This is a genomic window from Burkholderia catarinensis, assembly GCF_001883705.2.
In the GTDB taxonomy this organism is placed as follows: Bacteria; Pseudomonadota; Gammaproteobacteria; order Burkholderiales; family Burkholderiaceae; genus Burkholderia; species Burkholderia catarinensis.
The window spans coordinates 395,379-413,019 of sequence record NZ_MDEQ02000004.1; the positions used below are offsets into that span (position 1 = coordinate 395,379).

A 17,641-nucleotide genomic window follows, 5' to 3' on the forward strand; every position below is an offset into this window, starting at 1 on the left:
AACCCAGGGAAGGAGCCCACAACAATGACGAAGCCGACCAATCATCTGCCCAAACGCGTACTCGTCGCCGCCGCGCTGGTCGCGAGCGGCCTGTTCGCCGCCGCCGGCGCGCATGCCGAGTCGCTCGACGCGATCGTCAAGGCGGTCAAGTTCGACGACATCGCCGATATCGGCAAGCAACTGAAGAACGGCCTCGATCCGAACACGCTCGCACCGAACGGCGACCCGCTGCTGGTGATCGCCGCGCGCGAGAAGTCCGACAAGGTCGCGGCGGCGATCGCCACGACGCCGAACGTCGACCTCGAGAAGACCGACAAGGCCGGCGAGAACGCGCTGATGCTCGCGTCGCTGAACGGCGATGTCGGCCTTGCCAAGCTGCTGATCGACAAGGGTGCGGAAGTCAGCAAGAAGGGCTGGGCGCCGCTGCACTACGCGGCAACCAACGGCCAGGACGCGGTCGTCAAGCTGCTGCTCGATCACGACGCATATATCGATACCGCATCGCCGAACGGCACGACGCCGCTGATGATGGCAGCACGCGGCAACCATGCGTCGACGGTCACGCTGCTGCTCGACCAGGGTGCCGATCCGCAGGTGAAGAACCAGCTCGGCATCACCGCGCTCGAGTTCGCGAAGCACTACAACGCGCCGGACGCGATCGCGATCCTGAGCAAGCGGACGGTGCGCATCGGCGCGTCGGCGCCGGCAGACGCGCAAAAGAGTGCAAAATGACGGTTTTTGGTGCGGCAGACGGTGCCCGCCCGGCCGGATTCCGGCCGGAGCAGGGCGCCCGGCGCCGCGCCGGCCAACGCAGCAGGCGGTCTCGGGCCGCATTGACATAAGGAACACCATGTTGCGCGCAATGTTTTGTGCCGCGGCGTTTGCCGTGCCGTTGTCGGCGGCGGCTTTCACGGGCGCGGATCTCGACCGGCTGTGCGCGAAGACGGACGTCAAGTCGCGAGCGTCGTGCGCGGCCTATATCGAAGGCGCCGCCGACGGCGTCTACAACACCATCGACGCGATCGGCGGCACCACGGGGCCGCGTGTCGGCCAGTATTTTTGCCTGCCGCCCGATATCCGCGCGCAGCAGATGACCGACGCGGTGCGCAAGTACATCGCGGAAAATCCGAAGCTGGCCGACTACAACGCGAGCACCGCGGTGTCGCTCGGCCTCGGCAAGGCGTTTCCCTGCAGGAGCGGCAACTGATCTGATGCCGTGTCCGGGCGCGTGCATTGCCCGGACGTCGCCGACGCATCCAGGACGAGGCGTGAGTGCCTCATAACCGACGGGCGCCGATGATTTCAATCGAGGAACTGCAGCGCATCACCGATGCGCCGCTGCATTCGTGGCTCGGCACGCTGTTCGTGTCGGTCATCGTCGTGCTGGTCGTCACGGTCGCGCACCGTCTCGGCGCACGCATCGTCAAGCGCATCGCGCAGCCGTATCCGCTGATGAGCGCGATCCTGCGCTACATCGACAAGCCGTCGCTCGTCGTGCTCGCGCTGCTGGCGCTCGAATTCCTGTGGGTCCAGGCGGACGACGGCATGTCGTTCGTGCGCGGCATGCGCACCGCGGCGGCGGTCGGCTCCATCGTATCGCTCACCTGGCTGCTGGTGCGACTCGCGGCCGGCGTCGGCGACGCGATCATCCGGGCGCATCCGATCGATACGGCCGACAACCTCCAGGCGCGGCGCATCCATACGCAGGCCAAGGTGCTCGTGCGGACCGTGATGGTGCTGATCGTGATCATCGGCACCGGCGCCGCGCTGATGACGTTCCCGAACGTGCGCCAGGTGGGCGCGAGCCTGCTGGCGTCGGCCGGCGTCGCGGGCCTGGTCGCCGGTATCGCCGCGCGGCCGGTACTCGGCAACCTGATTGCCGGGCTGCAGATCGCGCTCACGCAGCCGATCCGGCTCGACGACGTGGTCGTGATCCAGGGCGAGTGGGGGCGTATCGAGGAAATCACCGGTTCGTTCGTGTCGGTGCGGCTGTGGGACCAGCGGCGCCTCGTCGTGCCGCTGCAGTGGATCATCGAGAACCCGTTCACGAACTGGACGCGCAGCAGTTCGGAGATCATCGGCACGGTCTACCTGTCGGTCGACTACCGCACGCCGCTCGCGCCGCTGCGCGAGGAGCTCGCGCGGCTCGTCCATGCGGCGCCCGAGTGGGACGGTCGCGTGCAGGTGCTGCAGGTGACCGACGCGACGGAGCGCACGATGCAGTTGCGCGCGCTCGTCAGCGCGGCCGATTCGTCGTCGTGCTGGGATCTGCGCTGCCGCGTGCGCGAAGGGCTGATCGCGTACCTGCAGGACCGCTATCCGCAATGCCTGCCGCGCAGCCGGACGGAGCTGTATCCGCATCACTCCGCGCCGGACGCGCCGAATCCCGAACGGCCGCACGCGCGGTCGCCCGCCGCCAGCACGGCGGCCAACACCGCAGCCGACCCGCAGGCCGCCGAAGGCCGCTGACAGCGGCCCGGTGCCTGTCCGCCATTCCTTGTCCCCATGACCGCGCTGAAGACGCTCGCCATCGCCAATTACCGCTCGCTGCGCGAGCTGATCGTGCCGCTCGCGGCGCTCAACGTCGTCACGGGGCCGAACGGCAGCGGCAAGTCGAGCGTGTACCGCGCGCTGCGGCTGCTCGCCGACACCGCGCAGGGCCGCGTGATCCCGTCGCTCGCCCGCGAGGGCGGGTTGCCGTCGACGCTGTGGGCCGGCCCCGAGCGCTTCTCGCGCGCGATGCTGGCCGGTGACGCGCCGGTCACCGGCACGGTGCGCCAGGGGCCCGTGAGCCTGAAGCTCGGTTTCGCGTGCGACGATTTCGGCTATTCGATCGATCTCGGTTTGCCGATCCCGAGCCGCTCGCAGTTCGGGCTTGATCCGGTGGTCAAGCGCGAATGCATCTGGGGCGGCGCGCTGCTGCGTCCGTCGACGCTGCTGGTCGACCGGCAGGGCGCGCAGATTCGCGCGCGCACCGCGTCGGGCGATTGGCAGACGATTCCACAGCCGGTTGCCAGCTTCGACAGCATGATGACCGAATTCGCCGATCCGACCGGCGCGCCCGAGATGATCGCGGTGCGAGAACGGATCCGCTCGTGGCGCTTTTACGACCATTTCCGGACCGATGCGCAGGCGCCGGCACGCCAGTCGCACATCGGCACCCATACGCCGGTGCTCGCGGACGACGGTGCCGACCTGGCCGCCGCGCTGCAGACGATCCGCGAAATCGGCGACGGCGCGGCGCTCGATGCGGCGCTCGACGACGCGTTTCCCGGCGCGTCGGTCGAGATCGACAATCCGGGCGGCCGCGGCCGCTTCGACGTGCTGATGCGCCAGCCGGGGCTGCTGCGGCCGCTCGCGGCGGCCGAGCTGTCCGACGGCACGCTGCGCTACCTGCTGCTCGCGGCCGCGCTGCTGACGCCGCGGCCGCCGGCGCTGATGGTGCTGAACGAACCGGAGACGAGCCTGCATCCGGATCTGCTGCCGGCGCTCGGCCGCCTGATCGCGCAGGCCGCGCGGCGTTCGCAGGTGCTCGTCGTGTCGCATGCGGCGCGGCTCATCGCAACGCTCGAGCGCGAGGCCGGCTGCGAATCGCTGGTGCTCGACAAGCAGCTCGGCGCGACCGCGCTCGTCGATGCCGACACGCGCGACTTGCCGGCATGGAAGTGGCCGTCGCGTTGACGGGCAGGGTGGCGTGCATTCGGCCGCAATCGTCGCCTGGGCGGGCCGGATCGGTCCGGCCGCGCCCGACGCGGTGCGATCGGATTCGGCGAGCGGAATGTATCCTGTCTGTAACAACGCCCATAAAATGAAAGACGGGCGGTTCCGGGCATCGGGATCGCGAATAATAATGAGATATCCGGCCGGCGCCGTGCCGGCCGGCGTGGCATGGGGGCGCGGACGCGCGAACGCTCGCCGGCCGTGCAACAAGGGACAGGACACAGGAGACGTGGATCATGAGAATTGCCCAGATCGCCCCGCTGACCGAATCCGTGCCGCCGAAGCTGTACGGTGGCACGGAGCGCGTCGTGTCCTACATCACCGAGGCGCTCGTCGATCTCGGCCATGACGTGACGCTGTTCGCCAGCGGCGATTCGACGACGCGGGCGAAGCTCGAGCCGGTCTGGCCGCGTGCGCTGCGGCTCGATTCGTCGATCCGCGACCGGGTCGCACCGCACATGCTGCTGATGGAGACGGTCGCGCGCCGCGCGAAAGACTTCGACGTGCTCCATTTCCACATGGACTACTACTCGTTCTCGGTCTTCAACCGGCAGGAAACGCCTTACGTGACGACGCTGCACGGCCGGCTCGACCTGCCCGAGCAGCAACCGGTGTTCGACACGTTCAACACGGCGCCGGTGATCTCGATTTCGAACTCGCAGCGCCAGCCGCTGCCGCAGGCGAAATGGCTGACGACCGTCTACCACGGGTTGCCCGACACGTTGTACATGCCGCAGCCCGTCGAGCCGCGCTATCTCGCGTTCCTTGGCCGCATCTCGCCGGAGAAGCGTGTCGACACGGCGATCCGCATCGCCCGCCAGTGCGGGCTGCCGATCCGGATCGCCGCGAAGATCGATGCGGCCGACCAGGAATACTTCGACCGTGAGATCAAGCCGCTCTTCGCGTTGCCGCATGTCGAATACATCGGCGAGATCGCCGATCACCAGAAGGCCGAATTCCTGTCGGGCGCACATGCGCTGCTGTTTCCGATCGACTGGCCGGAGCCGTTCGGCCTCGTGATGATCGAGGCGATGTCGTGCGGCACGCCGGTGATCGCGTTCAATCGCGGTGCGGTGCCCGAAGTGGTGGACGAGGGCGTGTCGGGTTACATCGTCGAGGATGAAATCAGCGCGGTGGCCGCCGTGAACCGGCTGCACCTGCTGCCGCGTGCGCGCGTGCGGCAGCGCTTCGAGGAGCGCTTCACGTCGCGCCGGATGGCGCAGCAGTACGTCGACGTATACCAGTCGGTGATCCGCGCGCAGAAGCGCTCGCGCTTCAAGGTGATCGACTCGACGACCTGACGCGGAACGCGGGCGGATAAAAAAACGGCGATGCCCGCAAGGACATCGCCGTTTGTGCATGGCCCGCGCACGATGCGCACGGGCATTGCGCCAGCGTCAGATCTTGAGCTTCGTGACCTTCGTGCCGTTGATCGACACGTCGCCCATCAGGCCCGCGTTCGTCAGCACGACGACCTGGACCGGTGCGGTGGCCGTGGTCGTGTCGACTGCACCGTTCGCGCCCATCTTGACGAGCGCGACCGAGGCACCGGCGCCGGCTGCCCAGCCGTCCGAGCCGCGGAATTCGTCGAGCGCTTCCTGCGTCATGAACAGGAACACGATCGCCTTCGACTGCGCACCGGCCTGCAGGCCGACCGACAGCGACGACGTATTGTAGTAGCCGACGGTGCTGCCGCCGACGCGCAGTGCGCCGTTGCCGGACTGGCCGCCGACGATGAAGCCTGCCTGGATCACGTCCGGGAACACGAGCACGCCGCGCGACTTCGCGACGAGTTCACGCGAACCCTTGACCGTGGAATACATGCGCGACAGCGTGGCGTCGACGCTCGAGTCGATCGCCTGACGCTTCGACGCGTTGGTCGCAGCGTTGTCCGGCTTGTCCGGGGTGGTGGTGCAACCGGTGAGCGCGAGGCTACCGACGATGAGCGCAGCGGCGGCTTTCAGCACAAGATTCCGTTTTTGCATCGTTCTTCTCCATCGGGTGATGTTCGGAGTGAGTCTCGCTCAAGGAGCGGATCACGTCGGCAGTTATATCACAGCGGATTACAGCCTTTTTTCGTTCGTTCGTGAAAGAGCGTCAAATCGTTTGGGTGTGTCGCGGCGCGCCAACGGACGGACCGGCGCGCGCGCGTCACGCGCGGCGCCTGGTCTGACGTGCGGGGAACACGAGGGTCGACTGGGGGCAGCGCCTGCGGGCCGCGTCAGTGCGTGACGGGCGGGACGGGTGGCTTGATCGGCGGGCGGCGCAGTGCCCGGCGGATCAGCGCGATCACGACGCCGCAGGCGAACAGGAACACGGCCGGTACGACCCAATAGCCGACGAACGCATGCCACAGGTAGCCCGCGAGCGTATTGCGGCGCACCACGTATTCGTCGCGGGCCGCTTGCTGGCGCGGCGCATTGGCGGCGAGCACGTCGGCCGGGCAGCCGGTCGCGCGCGCCTCGTCAGGATCCCCGTGGCACTTCGCTGCGGCGCCGGCTGCCTGCTGCGCGTCGGTGAGCTGCCAGGTGGTCAGCGCGAGTTGCAGGTCCGCCTTGTTGTAGGCCATTTCCTCGCGGATCTCGCGGACGGCGACGATCGCGACGGGCACGGCCCAGAACACGATCACGATCAGCCAGCGGCGGAACCAGCGGTGTTGTCTCCATGCCATCCATGCCTCCGTTTGACGCGCGTGCGCGTCCGTCTCGAGGGCGGCCCGATGGCGCTTCTTGTACTTGGGTGGGCCGCATTGCAGCCATCATAGAAGAAAACGCGGCGAATTGCCGCACCATGTGGCGGCGCCGGCAACGCGGGCCGGGAAAGCGGGGCGGGAAGAGGCGAGACGCGTGCGTCGATGCGCGTGCAACGAAAACAAAAATGCCGCGCTCGCCGAAGCGGTGCGCGGCATTCGATGCGGGAGCGCCGGAGCTCAGGCGGCCGGCTGGCTGCTCAGGCAGCTCTTCATGAACGTCTTGCGATCGTCGCCCTTCTTGTTGGAAGCCTGGGTGTTGCAGGCCTTCATCTTTTCCTGCTGCGTCATCTTCTTCGCGGGCTTCGCCGACAAGCAGTCCTTCATGAACGCCTTGCGTTCGTCGCCCGTCTTGCCGGATGCCTGGGTGTTACAGGCCTTCATCTTGTCCTGCTGGCTGTTCGCCGCGAACGCGGGGGAAGCCAGCATGCCACCGAGAAGCACGGCGGCTACGAGCGATTGGATTTTCATTTCGACACTCCCATGGGGTGAATTGCGTTTTATCGACGCCGTCGCGAAGCACGATGCGACGAGGACAGGGCCACATCGCACCGCGCGCTCCGATTATGGCAAATCAATGTGAAAACACCAAAACGGCACTTCCTATAACGTTGCGGACACCCCGGCCGTTGACGGCGCGCCCGACCGGGCGATCAGGACAAACCATGACGCGCGGCGGCTCGCACCGGCCGCTGCGCCGGAACCTGCCGGATAACGGCCGCGAGCCATTACAATCGCGGCCATGAATACTCCGAACCCCGCATCCTCTCCGTCCGAGGCGGTCCTGCCGCGCATCGCCGTGCTCGCCACCGGCGGCACGATCGCCGGCGCCGCGCCCGACGCGGCCAGCACGGCCGGCTACCAGGCCGGCGCGCTCGGCGTCAATTTCCTGGTCGACGCGGTGCCGGCGCTCGCGTCGGTCGCGCGCATCGACGCCGAGCAGATCGCCAGCATCGACAGCAAGGATCTCGCGCTGCCGCTGTGGAACACGCTCGCCGCGCGGATCGACGCGCTGATGGCCGACCCGGCGGTCGACGGCATCGTGATTACCCACGGCACCGACACGCTCGAGGAAACCGCATACGCGCTGCATCTGGTTGTCCGGGGCGACAAGCCGGTCGTGCTGACGGCCGCGATGCGACCGGCGACCGCGCTGTCGTCCGACGGCCCGCTGAACCTGCTGAATGCGGTGACGGTGGCCGCGCATCCGGCCGCGCGCGGGCTGGGCGTGCTGGTCGCGTTCAACAACCGGATCCACGGCGCACGCGACGTCGTGAAGACGAGCACCTACGCGGTCGACGCTTTCCGGTCGCCGGAACTCGGCGCGCTCGGCTGGGTGCAGGACGGCCGCGTCGAATTCGCGCGCCGCGTCACGCGTTCGCGCGACACGCAACTGGCGATCGGTGCAACGTGGCCGAGCGTCGAAGTCGTCGCGAGCTATGCGGGCGTGACGCGCACGGCCGTCGATGCGCTCGTCGCGGCCGGCGTGCGCGGTCTCGTCGTCGCGGGCACCGGCAACGGGTCGATCCATGCGACGCTGCAGGCGGCGCTGGCGGATGCGGCGAACGCGGGCGTTGCCGTGGTCCGCGCGTCACGCGTCGGTTCGGGGCATGTGATGCGCAACGGCGCCGCAAACGACGATGCGCTCGGCTTCGTGAGCGCAGGGTCACTGAGCCCGTTCAAGGCGCGCGTGCTGCTGATGCTCGCGCTCGCGAACGGGATTCACGGTCGCGACGAACTGCAACGCGCGTTCGATACGCTGTGACCTGGTAACCGACAAGCGTCGATCGGGCGGCGCGCGTCGCCCATGAAAAAGGCAGGCCATCGGCCTGCCTTTTTTGCGTCAGTCCGGCGAAGCGTGCTCAGGACTGCGGCGGAATCACGAGCTTCTGGCCCGGGTAGATCCGGTCCGGGCTCGACAGCATCGGCTTGTTCGCCTCGAAGATCGCCGGGTACTTGTTCGCGTCGCCATACACTTCCTTGGCGATCGCCGACAGCGTGTCGCCCGGCTTCACGTCGTGGTACTGCACTTCCGGATCGTCCGGCTGGAGATCGTCGTCGTTGACGCCCGCGACACCCTGCACGTTGCCGGCCGCAACCTTGACCTTGGCCTTCGTGTCGAGGTCGGCGACGCTGCCCGACAGCGTGACGGTGCGCGATGCGCCGTCGAATGCGACGGTCAGGTTCGACGTGTCGAGACCCTGCGTGTTGATGTAATTCTTGATCGCATCGGCCGCGGTCTGGTTCGCGGCATTCGGATCTTCCGCTGCTTGCGCATCGGCGTGACCCAGCAGTTTTTCACCCGCCTCTTTGATAAACGAAAGAAGACCCATCGTTGCACTCCTTAGGTGGTTGAAAAGAAAACGCGCCGTGAAGTGGCGAAAAAAACACCGCGCTGGGCACGGTCACCGGAGGTGAACGCAAGCGCGGCGGTTTTCTCGAAAGGCGTGCCGAAAGTGTAGGCGTTCATGACGACGATTGCATGAAAAATCGCACGCTTGAACGTAAAGAAATGTAATACGCGAAATCCGACAGGCGGACACCCGACGACGACGTCTGACCGACCAAGGCTTCCCCGGCGCCGCCGGGTGCCGCTGCGGACCCCACCACGCCGCTCTCAGCCCAGAGCGGCGTTTTTCGCCCCGTCCCGCACGCCGTTGGCGATGCAGGAAGGGGCGCCCCACCGTGATGCGCGAGTGCGTCGCGCATCGATGCGACCGGCCGTGGCCGGATCGCGTGCGTCAGTTGCGCGCATCCGTCATTGCAGCGGAAACGCGCGTTGTGACATCTGCGTTACGCGGCCGGCGTCTGGCCGATTTCGAAGTTCGACATGATCTCGAGCGCGCGCACGAGTGCCGAGTGATCCCATGCCTTGCCGCCGTGCGATGCGCACACGCTGAACAGCTGCTGCGCGCTCGCGGTATGCGGCAGCGCGAGGCCGAGCTTGCGTGCGCCGTCGAGCGCGAGGTTCAGGTCCTTCTGGTGCAGCTCGATGCGGAAGCCCGGATCGAACGTGCGCTTCGTCATCCGCGCGCCGTGCACTTCGAGGATGCGCGATGCGGCGAAGCCACCCATCAGCGCCTGGCGAACGCGCTCCGGATCGGCGCCCGAGCGTGCGGCGAACAGCAGCGCTTCGCCGACGGCTTCGATGTTCAGCGCGACGATGATCTGGTTCGCGACCTTGCAGGTCTGGCCCGCGCCGTTGTCGCCGACGAGCGTGATGTTCTTGCCCATCTTCTCGAACAGCGGCTTCGCGCGCTCGAATGCCTGCTCGGGGCCGCCGACCATGATCGTCAGCGATGCTTCGCGTGCACCGACTTCGCCGCCGGATACCGGCGCGTCGAGGTAGTCGCAGCCGAGTGCATTGATCTGCTTCGCGAATTCCTGCGTGTCGAGCGGCGAGATCGAGCTCATGTCGATCACGAGCTTGCCGGCCGTGAGGCCCTTCGCGACGCCGTCGTCGGCGAACAGCACGTTACGCACGTCGGGCGTGTCCGGCACCATCACGACGATGACGTCCGCGTTCTGCGCGACTTCGGTCGAATTCGCGACGACCTTCGCGCTGGCGCGCAGGTCGTCCGGGATCGGGAACGCACCGTTCACGACGAGCTGGTGGTCACCCTTGAGCAGGTTGCGCGCCATGTGCGCGCCCATGATGCCGAGGCCGATGAAACCGATGGTTGCCATGTGAAAGTCTCCTATAGGGGCGTAGGTGGGAAGTCCGCGGGAAGGGCGGATCTCAGGCGGCGCGACGCGTCGAGCCCGGTGCGCAGCCGGCGACGCTTTGCAGCCAGCCGAGCCCTTCCGTCGTGGTGGTGCGGGGCTTGTATTCGCAGCCGACGTAGCCGGCATAGCCGAGCCGGTCGAGCAGGGCGAACAGGAACGCGTAGTTGATCTCGCCCGTGCCCGGCTCGTTGCGGCCCGGGTTGTCCGCGAGCTGGACGTGGCCGATCGATGCGAGGTTGCGTTCGATCGTCGCGGCCAGTTCGCCTTCCATGCGCTGCATGTGATAGATGTCGTACTGCAGGAACAGGTTGTCCGAGCCGACCGCGCGAATCACGTCGAGCCCTTCGGACGAGCGGTTCAGCGCGAAGCCCGGGATGTCGAAGCTGTTGCACGGCTCGACGAGCAGGCGGATGCCTTCGCGCTTCAGCGCGTCGGCGGCAAAGCGCAGGTTGTCGACGATCGTGACGAACGTCTTGTCGCGCGCCGTGCTGGCCGACGGGATGCCGACGAGGCAGTTCAGCTGCGGCACCTTCAGTGCCTTCGCGTACTCGATTGCACGGCCGACCCCTTCCTGGAATTCGCCGACGCGATCGGGCAGGCAAGCGATGCCGCGCTCGCCCTGGTCCCAGTTGCCGGCGGGCAGGTTGTGCAGCACGAGGCGCAGGCGATGCGTCTCGAGCCGCTCGGCGAGTTCCTCTTTCGCGTACGGATACGGGAACAGGAACTCGACGGCGTCGAAGCCCGCGTCCGCGGCCGCCTTGAAGCGGTCGAGGAACGGCACTTCGTTGAACAGCATGGTCAGGTTTGCAGCAAACTTCGGCATGAGCTAAGCCTCTTCGGTCGGTCAGTCAAAAATGTCTTGCAGTTCAGTCGAGCATCGAGATCGCGGTCGGTGCGTGCTCGGCCTTTTCGGCGAGATCCTCGAATTCGTTGATTGCGTCGATTTCGGTGCCCATCGAGATGTTCGTCACGCGCTCGAGGATCACTTCGACGACTACCGGCACGCTGAACTCTTGCGCGAGCGTTTGCGCCTGACGCAGCGCCGGCTCGATCTCTTCCGGCTTGAACACGCGCAGCGCCTTGCAGCCGAGGCCCTCGGCAACGGCCACGTGGTCGACGCCATAGCCGTTCAGTTCCGGTGCGTTCACGTTGTCGAACGCGAGCTGCACGCAGTAGTCCATGTCGAACGCCCGCTGTGCTTGGCGGATCAGCCCGAGGTACGAGTTGTTCACGACGACGTGCACGTACGGCAGCTTGAATTGCGCGCCGGCCGCCAGTTCCTCGATCATGAACTGGAAGTCGTAGTCGCCGGACAGCGCGACGATCGGGCGGCTCGGATCGGCCGCACGCACGCCGAGCGCGGCGGGGATCGTCCAGCCGAGCGGGCCGGCCTGGCCGCAGTTGATCCAGTTGCGTGCCTTGAACACGTGCAGGAACTGCGCGGCGGCGATCTGCGACAGGCCGATCGTGCTGACGTAGCACGTATCGCGGCCGAACACCTTGTTCATCTCTTCGTACACGCGCTGCGGCTTGACCGGCACGTTGTCGAAGTGCGTCTTGCGCTGCAGCGTGCGCTTGCGCTCCTGGCAGTCGGCGACCCATGCGCTGCGGTCCTTCAGCTTGCCGGCGGCCTTCCATTCCCGTGCGACCGCGACGAACAGCTCGAGTGCCGCCTTCGCGTCGGACACGATGCCGAGATCCGGGCCGAACACGCGGCCGATCTGCGTCGGTTCGATATCGACGTGCACGAACTTGCGGCCCTTCGTATAGACCTCGACGCTGCCCGTGTGGCGGTTCGCCCAGCGGTTGCCGATGCCGAGCACGAAGTCGGACGCGAGCATCGTCGCGTTGCCGTAGCGATGCGACGTCTGCAGGCCGACCATGCCGGCCATCAGCGGGTGGTCGTCCGGAATCGCGCCCCACGACATCAGCGTCGGGATCACCGGCACGCCGATCGTTTCGGCGAACGTGACGAGCAGGTCTTCCGCCGCCGCGTTGAGCACGCCGCCGCCCGACACGATCAGCGGCTTGTCCGCGTCGTTGAGCATCGCGAGCGCCTTCTCGATCTGCGCGCGGGTGGCCGCGGGCTTGTAGACCGGCAGCGGTTCATACGTATCGATGTCGAATTCGATTTCGGCGAGCTGCACGTCGATCGGCAGGTCGACGAGCACCGGGCCCGGACGGCCCGAGCGCATCAGGTGGAATGCCTGCTGGAACACGCGCGGCACGAGCGCCGGCTCGCGCACGGTGACGGCCCACTTCGTGACGGGCTTCGCGATCGACTCGATGTCGACGGCCTGGAAATCTTCCTTGTACAGGCGCGCACGCGGCGCCTGGCCCGTGATCGCGAGGATCGGAATCGAGTCGGCGGATGCGGAGTAGAGGCCCGTGATCATGTCGGTGCCGGCCGGGCCCGACGTGCCGATGCATACGCCGATGTTGCCCGGGGCGGCACGCGTGAAGCCTTCGGCCATGTGCGATGCGCCTTCGACGTGACGCGCCAGCACGTGGCTGATGCCCCCCGACTTGCGCATCGCGGAGTAGAACGGGTTGATCGCCGCACCCGGCACGCCGAACGCGGTCTGGATGCCTTCCTTCTCGAGCACGAGCACTGCTGCGTCGACGGCTCTCATCTTGGCCATGAATGTCTCCTTGAATGTGGCGGATCTTGCGAATGGGTCTGTTGGGAACACTTTAGGGACGCAGGAAAGGTTTGATAAGATCAGCCGCAGTCGCTTATTTCGAAACTAAAAGTATGGAATGACGGCCGGACGGGGCTTCCCGCCGGTGTCGGCACAGAGACGGAGACGGGAGATGGATCGCTTCAAGCAGATCGAGACGTTCGTGCGGGTTGCCGATGCCGGCAGCCTCGCGGCGGCGGCGCTCGAGGAGGGCGTGTCGCCGGTGGTGCTCGGGCGGCGCATCGACGCGCTCGAAAAGCGCCTCGGCGTGAAGCTGATGTACCGCTCGACGCGGCGGCTGGTAGTCAGCGAGGAGGGCGCCGCGTTTCTCGAGCGCTGCCGCGGGCTGCTGTCCGAATGGGACCAGGCCGAAAACGAGCTGGCCGCCGGGCGGCGCGCGGTCAGCGGGCACCTGATCGTGTCGGCACCGGCCGCGTTCGGGCGCAAGCACGTCGCGCCGCACGCGCCCGGCTTTCTCGCCGACAAGCCCGAGATGCAGTTGTCGTTCAACCTGACCGATCGCGTCGTCGATCTCGTGCGCGAAGGCTACGACCTGTCGATCCGGATCGGCGGCGCCGTCGATCCGAACTTCGTCGCGGTGAAGCTCGCGTCGAACCGGCGCGTCGTGTGCGGCACGCCCGAATATTTCCGCCGGCATGGCCGGCCGAAAACGCTCGACGACCTGCTGAAGCACAACTGCCTTGCCTTCAACCTGCAGGGCGGGCAGAACCGCGGCTGGTATTTCCAGCGCCACGGCAAGATCGCGACGATGCGCGTGGCGGGCAATCTCGACTGCAACGACGGCGAGCTGCTGCACCGCTGGGTGGCCGAAGGCCTCGGGCTCGGCTGGCGCTCGACGTGGGAAATCGCCGCGCAGCTGGAGACGGGCGCACTCGAAACCGTGCTCGACGAATACGCGCTGCCGGACTACGACATCCTCGCGGTCTACCCGCAGCAGCGCTACGTGCCGGCGCGCGTGCGCTATTTCATCGACTACCTGCGCGCCGCGTATGCGCGCCCCGGGTACTGGAGCACTACGCCGTAGCGGGGCGGGCGGCCCGGCCGCGGGCAGTCCGGCGATTTTTAACGCTTCATGCGCTCGACGCGGGAATAAACTCGACGCAACGACGGTAAGGTCATCGAGCGCGCACGTTGCCGGTCTGTCCGGGCGCCGTGCGCGGAACGGGCGCGGCGTCGGCCGCCGGGACCAGGGAGGCCATGTGGGGCAAGCCGGACAGGCGGTCGATGAACGGGCGGCGGACGACGCAGTCGCGCGCGGCGAGCGGTTTCGCACGCTCGTGCTGCCGCATCTCGACGCCGCGTACAACCTCGCGCGCTGGCTGAGCGGCAGCGCCGGCGATGCGGACGACGTCGTCCAGGACGCGTGCATGCGTGCGCTGCGCTTCGTCGATTCGTGTCGCGGCGACAACGCGCGGCCGTGGCTGCTGACGATCGTGCGCCACACCTGGTACACCGAATGGCGGCGCCGCACGCATGCGCACGAGGTGGCGCTGCCCGACACGCTCGACGACACCGACGTTCCCGACGACTGGCAACCCGCGACGGAGGATCCGCTCGCGCACCTGCTGCGCGGCGAGAACGTGCGGCTCGTGAATGCGGCGCTCGCGAAGCTGCCGCCCGAATACCGCGAGGTGCTCGTGCTGCGCGAGATGGAGGACCTGAGCTACCGCGAGATCGCGGCGATCGCGGACGTGCCGGTCGGCACGGTGATGTCGCGGCTCTCGCGCGGCCGGCGCAGGCTCGCCGCGCTGCTGGGCGGCGAGCCTGCGCCGTCGACCGAAGGCAAGCCGGGCCGTGCGCCGGCGGGCGGAACCGCATCGGAGGCTATCGATGGACTGTAACGAAGCGCGAGCGTTGCTGGACGCGGACGTCGACCGCGAGCTGTCGGCGCCCGATGCGTTGCGGGTCCAGCAGCATGTCGAAGGGTGCGACGCGTGCCGCCGCGAGCGCGCGCGGATCGTCACGCTGGTGCAGGCGGTGCGGCAGGCCGACTATCACCGGGCGCCGGATGCGTTGCGGGCGAGCATCCTCGCGGGGTTGCCGGCGGTGGCGGACGGGCCGGCGTACGGGCAGTCGCGGGCAGAGCCCCGAGCGCAGCCGCGAGGCCGCCGCTGGTTCTCCTGGCCGACCGGCCGCGGCGCATCGGCGCGCCCGGCACCTGCCGGCCCGGGGCCGCGCGTCGCCGCGCTGCCCGGGCTCGGCTGGGGCGTCGCGCTGATGGTGGCGCTTGCCGCGGCGGCCGGAATGGCGTTGTCCGCGCGCCACGCCGACACTGACCGCACGGTGGACGAACTCGTCGCGAGCCACGTGCGGGCCGACCTGTCGGCGCGCGACATCGACGTGATCTCGACCGACCGGCACACGGTCAAGCCGTGGTTCAACGGCCGGCTCGACTATGCGCCGCCGGTCGAGGATCTCGCGGCGAGCGGCTTCGCGCTGGTCGGCGGCCGGCTCGACTACGTCGGGCGTCGCCGTGTCGCGGTGCTCGTCTATCGTTACCGGCAGCACGTGATCGACGTCTACGTGCGGCCGGCCGGGGAAGGGCCGGCGGCGCCGTACGCGACCGTGTCGCAGGGCTATTCGCTCGACCGCTGGGACGCGGCCGGGATGACATGGTGGGCCGTGACCGACGCCGAGCCGTCTGCGCTTGCGGCATTCAGGACGGCGCTCGACGCGCGGCTCGCCGGCACGCGCAGCGAGTGACGGCACGGCGGCGGGCCGAGGGCCCGGCGCGTGCCGATGCTCCGACCCCCGATCGGGAAATGGCCCAAGGGCGGCCGCTTTACAGGCCGTCCCTTCAAGTCTTTGAAAACACGGCCGAATCCGCCCGCGAATCGTTGATTGGCCTTGCATGCGCCCTGTATCCGGGTTAGAATCTTCGGCTTCTCACTTGCCACACCGGTTCAGACGCCCGGGTGGCTTTAATCCACAAGGAGTGTGTAATGCGTCATTACGAAATCGTATTCATCGTGCACCCCGATCAGAGCGAGCAAGTGCCCGCGATGATCGAGCGTTACAAGACCACGATCACGTCGCACGGCGGTCAGATCCACCGTGTCGAAGACTGGGGCCGTCGCCAACTGGCCTACATGATCGAGAAACTCGCGAAGGCTCACTACGTCTGCATGAACATCGAGTGCGACCAGACGACGCTCGACGAACTCGAACACGCGTTCAAGTTCAACGACGCCGTGCTGCGTCACCTCATCGTCAAGATGAAGAAGGCCGAGACCGGCCCGTCGCCGATGATGAAGGAAGTTCAGCGCGAAGAAGCCAAGAAGGCGGCCGCAGCTCAGCCGACCGAAGCGCAGGCTTAAGTTCGTCATTCATTAAGCCATCAAGGAGCGCGGCACTCACGTGAACAAGTTGCAATTGACGGCAAGCGTCGTCGAACGCGCACCGGTGCGATATACGCCGGCCGGCGTTCCGATCGCAAGCGCCACGTTGCAGCACCGCACGGAAGTCGTCGAAGCAGGCATTCCCCGCCAGGTCGAAATGACGATCGAGGCGGTGGCGGCCGGTGAGGCGAGCGGCAGGCTGGAAAGCCGTGAAATGGGCGTCGAGACGCTGTTCACGGGCTTCCTGGCAAAGAAAAGCCGCAACGCGAGAACCTTGGTGTTTCACATCACAGCATTGCAGGACATTGGAAAGGACTGAAATCATGCCCCGCCCGACTGGTAAGAAATTCGACAAGCGTCGTCAGCAACAAAACCCGCTCTTCAAGCGCAAGAAGTTCTGCCGTTTCACGGCTGCCGGCGTCGATCAGATCGACTACAAGGACACGGATACGCTGAAGGACTTCATCGGCGAAAACGGCAAGATCACGCCGGCTCGCCTGACGGGTACGAAGTCGCACTATCAGCGTCAGCTGGACACGGCAATCAAGCGTGCGCGTTTCCTCGCGCTGCTGCCGTACACCGATCAGCACAAGGCGTAATCAGGCGACGCAATAAGGAGAATTCGAATGCAAATCATTCTGTTGGAAAAAGTCGCCAATCTGGGCAACCTCGGCGATATCGTCAAGGTCAAGGACGGTTACGCTCGCAACTTCCTGATCCCGAACCGCAAGGCTCGCCGTGCAACGAAGGAAGCGATCGCCGAATTCGAAGTGCGCCGCGCTGAACTCGAAAAGATCGCTGCTGAAAAGCTGGCGGCATCGCAGGCAGTCGGCGAGAAGCTGAACGGCCAGGCGTTCGAAATCACGCAGAAGTCGGGCGTGGACGGCCGTCTGTTCGGCTCGGTCACGAACGGCGACGTCGCGGAACTGCTGAAGAAGGCAGGTTTCGAAGTCGAGAAGCTGCAGGTTCGCATGCCGGAAGGCCCGCTGAAGATGATCGGCGAGCACAACGTCCAGATCGCGCTGCATACGGACGTCGTCGTCGACGTCACGATCAACGTGATCGGCGACCACGCGTAAGCGTACGCAAGCTTTCCGGGCGGCTTCCGTCGTCCGGACAAGGGCAGGCGCCCGGGCAACCGGGGCCTGCCTTTTTTATGGTTCTTCGCAGGAAACCGTGGAGGGTTTGAGGGCGATTGCGTAATCTGACGCCTGACTTTAGGAGGTCAGGAGGAAGAATTGCTCGATCGCAAGGCACTTCAAGCGCTGGGTTGCTGGACCGGCTATCGGTTAGAGCGGGTGGAATGGCCGGAAGGAGAAAGCCACACGCTGTCGCTGTATCTGAAGCCGGTCAGCAAGGTGATGTACTGCGAACAATGCGGGGCGCGCTGCCAGCAGATCCACGAG

General features: G+C 66.8%; 21 protein-coding genes and 1 pseudogene. 14 read left to right on the top strand and 8 right to left on the bottom strand.

Features of this window, described 5'->3' with window-relative positions; all coding sequences use genetic code 11:
* Positions 1-24: 24 nt before the first annotated feature.
* The 5 genes from BFF94_RS09080 (at position 25) to BFF94_RS09100 (ending at position 5,021) form a co-directional block, all read left to right on the top strand.
* Entirely contained in the window at positions 25-732 is a 708-nt protein-coding gene (locus tag BFF94_RS09080; protein WP_128842005.1) for an ankyrin repeat domain-containing protein, read from the top strand.
* Between the two features lie 118 nt (positions 733-850).
* On the top strand, positions 851-1,207 hold the full coding sequence (locus BFF94_RS09085) for a Rap1a/Tai family immunity protein (protein WP_006485939.1): 357 nt from the start codon (positions 851-853) through the stop codon (positions 1,205-1,207).
* Between the two features lie 89 nt (positions 1,208-1,296).
* Positions 1,297-2,469, top strand: a complete 1,173-nt coding sequence (locus BFF94_RS09090; RefSeq protein ID WP_219139223.1) for a mechanosensitive ion channel family protein — start codon at positions 1,297-1,299, stop codon at positions 2,467-2,469.
* 36 nt (positions 2,470-2,505) lie between these two features.
* On the top strand, positions 2,506-3,681 hold the full coding sequence (locus BFF94_RS09095; RefSeq protein WP_219139224.1) for an AAA family ATPase: 1,176 nt from the start codon (positions 2,506-2,508) through the stop codon (positions 3,679-3,681).
* 275 nt (positions 3,682-3,956) lie between these two features.
* On the top strand, positions 3,957-5,021 hold the full coding sequence (locus BFF94_RS09100) for a glycosyltransferase family 4 protein (RefSeq protein ID WP_128842004.1): 1,065 nt from the start codon (positions 3,957-3,959) through the stop codon (positions 5,019-5,021).
* A 96-nt stretch (positions 5,022-5,117) separates the two neighbouring features.
* Here the strand turns inward: BFF94_RS09100 and BFF94_RS09105 are convergent, their stop codons facing one another.
* The 3 genes from BFF94_RS09105 to BFF94_RS09115 form a co-directional block, all read right to left on the bottom strand.
* The gene (locus tag BFF94_RS09105) at positions 5,118-5,705 is read right to left on the bottom strand and encodes a BPSL1445 family SYLF domain-containing lipoprotein (RefSeq protein ID WP_039367021.1); all 588 of its coding nucleotides are present in this window, start codon (positions 5,703-5,705) and stop codon (positions 5,118-5,120) included.
* Positions 5,706-5,941: 236 nt separating this feature from the next.
* Positions 5,942-6,391, bottom strand: a complete 450-nt coding sequence (locus BFF94_RS09110) for a hypothetical protein (protein WP_162285533.1) — start codon at positions 6,389-6,391, stop codon at positions 5,942-5,944.
* Positions 6,392-6,649: 258 nt separating this feature from the next.
* Positions 6,650-6,940 carry a PsiF family protein gene (locus BFF94_RS09115; RefSeq protein ID WP_128842003.1) on the bottom strand — a complete coding sequence of 97 codons (291 nt, stop codon included), beginning with the start codon at positions 6,938-6,940 and terminating at the stop codon, positions 6,650-6,652.
* A 271-nt stretch (positions 6,941-7,211) separates the two neighbouring features.
* On the opposite strand from BFF94_RS09115, the gene BFF94_RS09120 reads away from it, so the two are divergent.
* Entirely contained in the window at positions 7,212-8,234 is a 1,023-nt protein-coding gene (locus BFF94_RS09120; RefSeq protein ID WP_219139225.1) for an asparaginase, read from the top strand.
* Positions 8,235-8,331: 97 nt separating this feature from the next.
* On the opposite strand, the gene lysM is transcribed toward BFF94_RS09120, so the two are convergent.
* The 5 genes from lysM to gcl all read right to left on the bottom strand — a co-directional run bounded on the left by lysM (position 8,332) and on the right by gcl (position 12,837).
* On the bottom strand, positions 8,332-8,802 hold the full coding sequence (gene lysM, locus BFF94_RS09125) for a peptidoglycan-binding protein LysM (protein WP_021162125.1): 471 nt from the start codon (positions 8,800-8,802) through the stop codon (positions 8,332-8,334).
* A gap of 11 nt (positions 8,803-8,813) precedes the next feature.
* Positions 8,814-8,939, bottom strand: coding sequence for a hypothetical protein (locus tag BFF94_RS38185; RefSeq protein ID WP_281426125.1), 126 nt, complete (start codon positions 8,937-8,939; stop codon positions 8,814-8,816).
* Positions 8,940-9,262: 323 nt separating this feature from the next.
* The gene (locus BFF94_RS09130) at positions 9,263-10,156 is read right to left on the bottom strand and encodes a 2-hydroxy-3-oxopropionate reductase (RefSeq protein WP_128842001.1); all 894 of its coding nucleotides are present in this window, start codon (positions 10,154-10,156) and stop codon (positions 9,263-9,265) included.
* Between the two features lie 52 nt (positions 10,157-10,208).
* Entirely contained in the window at positions 10,209-11,018 is an 810-nt protein-coding gene (hyi, locus tag BFF94_RS09135; protein ID WP_128842000.1) for a hydroxypyruvate isomerase, read from the bottom strand.
* A 43-nt stretch (positions 11,019-11,061) separates the two neighbouring features.
* On the bottom strand, positions 11,062-12,837 hold the full coding sequence (gene gcl, locus BFF94_RS09140; protein ID WP_128841999.1) for a glyoxylate carboligase: 1,776 nt from the start codon (positions 12,835-12,837) through the stop codon (positions 11,062-11,064).
* Positions 12,838-13,009: 172 nt separating this feature from the next.
* Between gcl and BFF94_RS09145 the strand changes: the two genes are divergently transcribed.
* The 8 genes and pseudogenes from BFF94_RS09145 to BFF94_RS09180 form a co-directional block, all read left to right on the top strand.
* Positions 13,010-13,921 (top strand): substrate binding domain-containing protein, encoded by a 912-nt coding sequence (locus BFF94_RS09145; protein ID WP_128841998.1) that lies wholly within the window; start codon positions 13,010-13,012, stop codon positions 13,919-13,921.
* Positions 13,922-14,096: 175 nt separating this feature from the next.
* Positions 14,097-14,738 carry an RNA polymerase sigma factor gene (locus BFF94_RS09150; protein WP_219139226.1) on the top strand — a complete coding sequence of 214 codons (642 nt, stop codon included), beginning with the start codon at positions 14,097-14,099 and terminating at the stop codon, positions 14,736-14,738.
* Entirely contained in the window at positions 14,728-15,600 is an 873-nt protein-coding gene (locus tag BFF94_RS09155) for an anti-sigma factor family protein (RefSeq protein ID WP_219139227.1), read from the top strand. The genes BFF94_RS09150 and BFF94_RS09155 overlap by 11 nt, the downstream gene beginning before the upstream one ends.
* A 239-nt stretch (positions 15,601-15,839) precedes the next feature.
* Complete coding sequence (rpsF, locus tag BFF94_RS09160; RefSeq protein WP_006402295.1) at positions 15,840-16,214, top strand: 30S ribosomal protein S6; 375 nt, start codon at positions 15,840-15,842, stop codon at positions 16,212-16,214.
* Between the two features lie 40 nt (positions 16,215-16,254).
* Entirely contained in the window at positions 16,255-16,554 is a 300-nt protein-coding gene (gene priB / locus BFF94_RS09165; RefSeq protein ID WP_128848720.1) for a primosomal replication protein N, read from the top strand.
* A gap of 4 nt (positions 16,555-16,558) precedes the next feature.
* Complete coding sequence (rpsR, locus tag BFF94_RS09170; protein ID WP_128848718.1) at positions 16,559-16,834, top strand: 30S ribosomal protein S18; 276 nt, start codon at positions 16,559-16,561, stop codon at positions 16,832-16,834.
* 27 nt (positions 16,835-16,861) lie between these two features.
* Positions 16,862-17,314 (top strand): 50S ribosomal protein L9, encoded by a 453-nt coding sequence (rplI, locus tag BFF94_RS09175; RefSeq protein WP_128848716.1) that lies wholly within the window; start codon positions 16,862-16,864, stop codon positions 17,312-17,314.
* 159 nt (positions 17,315-17,473) lie between these two features.
* A pseudogene (locus BFF94_RS09180) lies at positions 17,474-17,641 on the top strand (ISL3 family transposase); the annotation flags it as partial.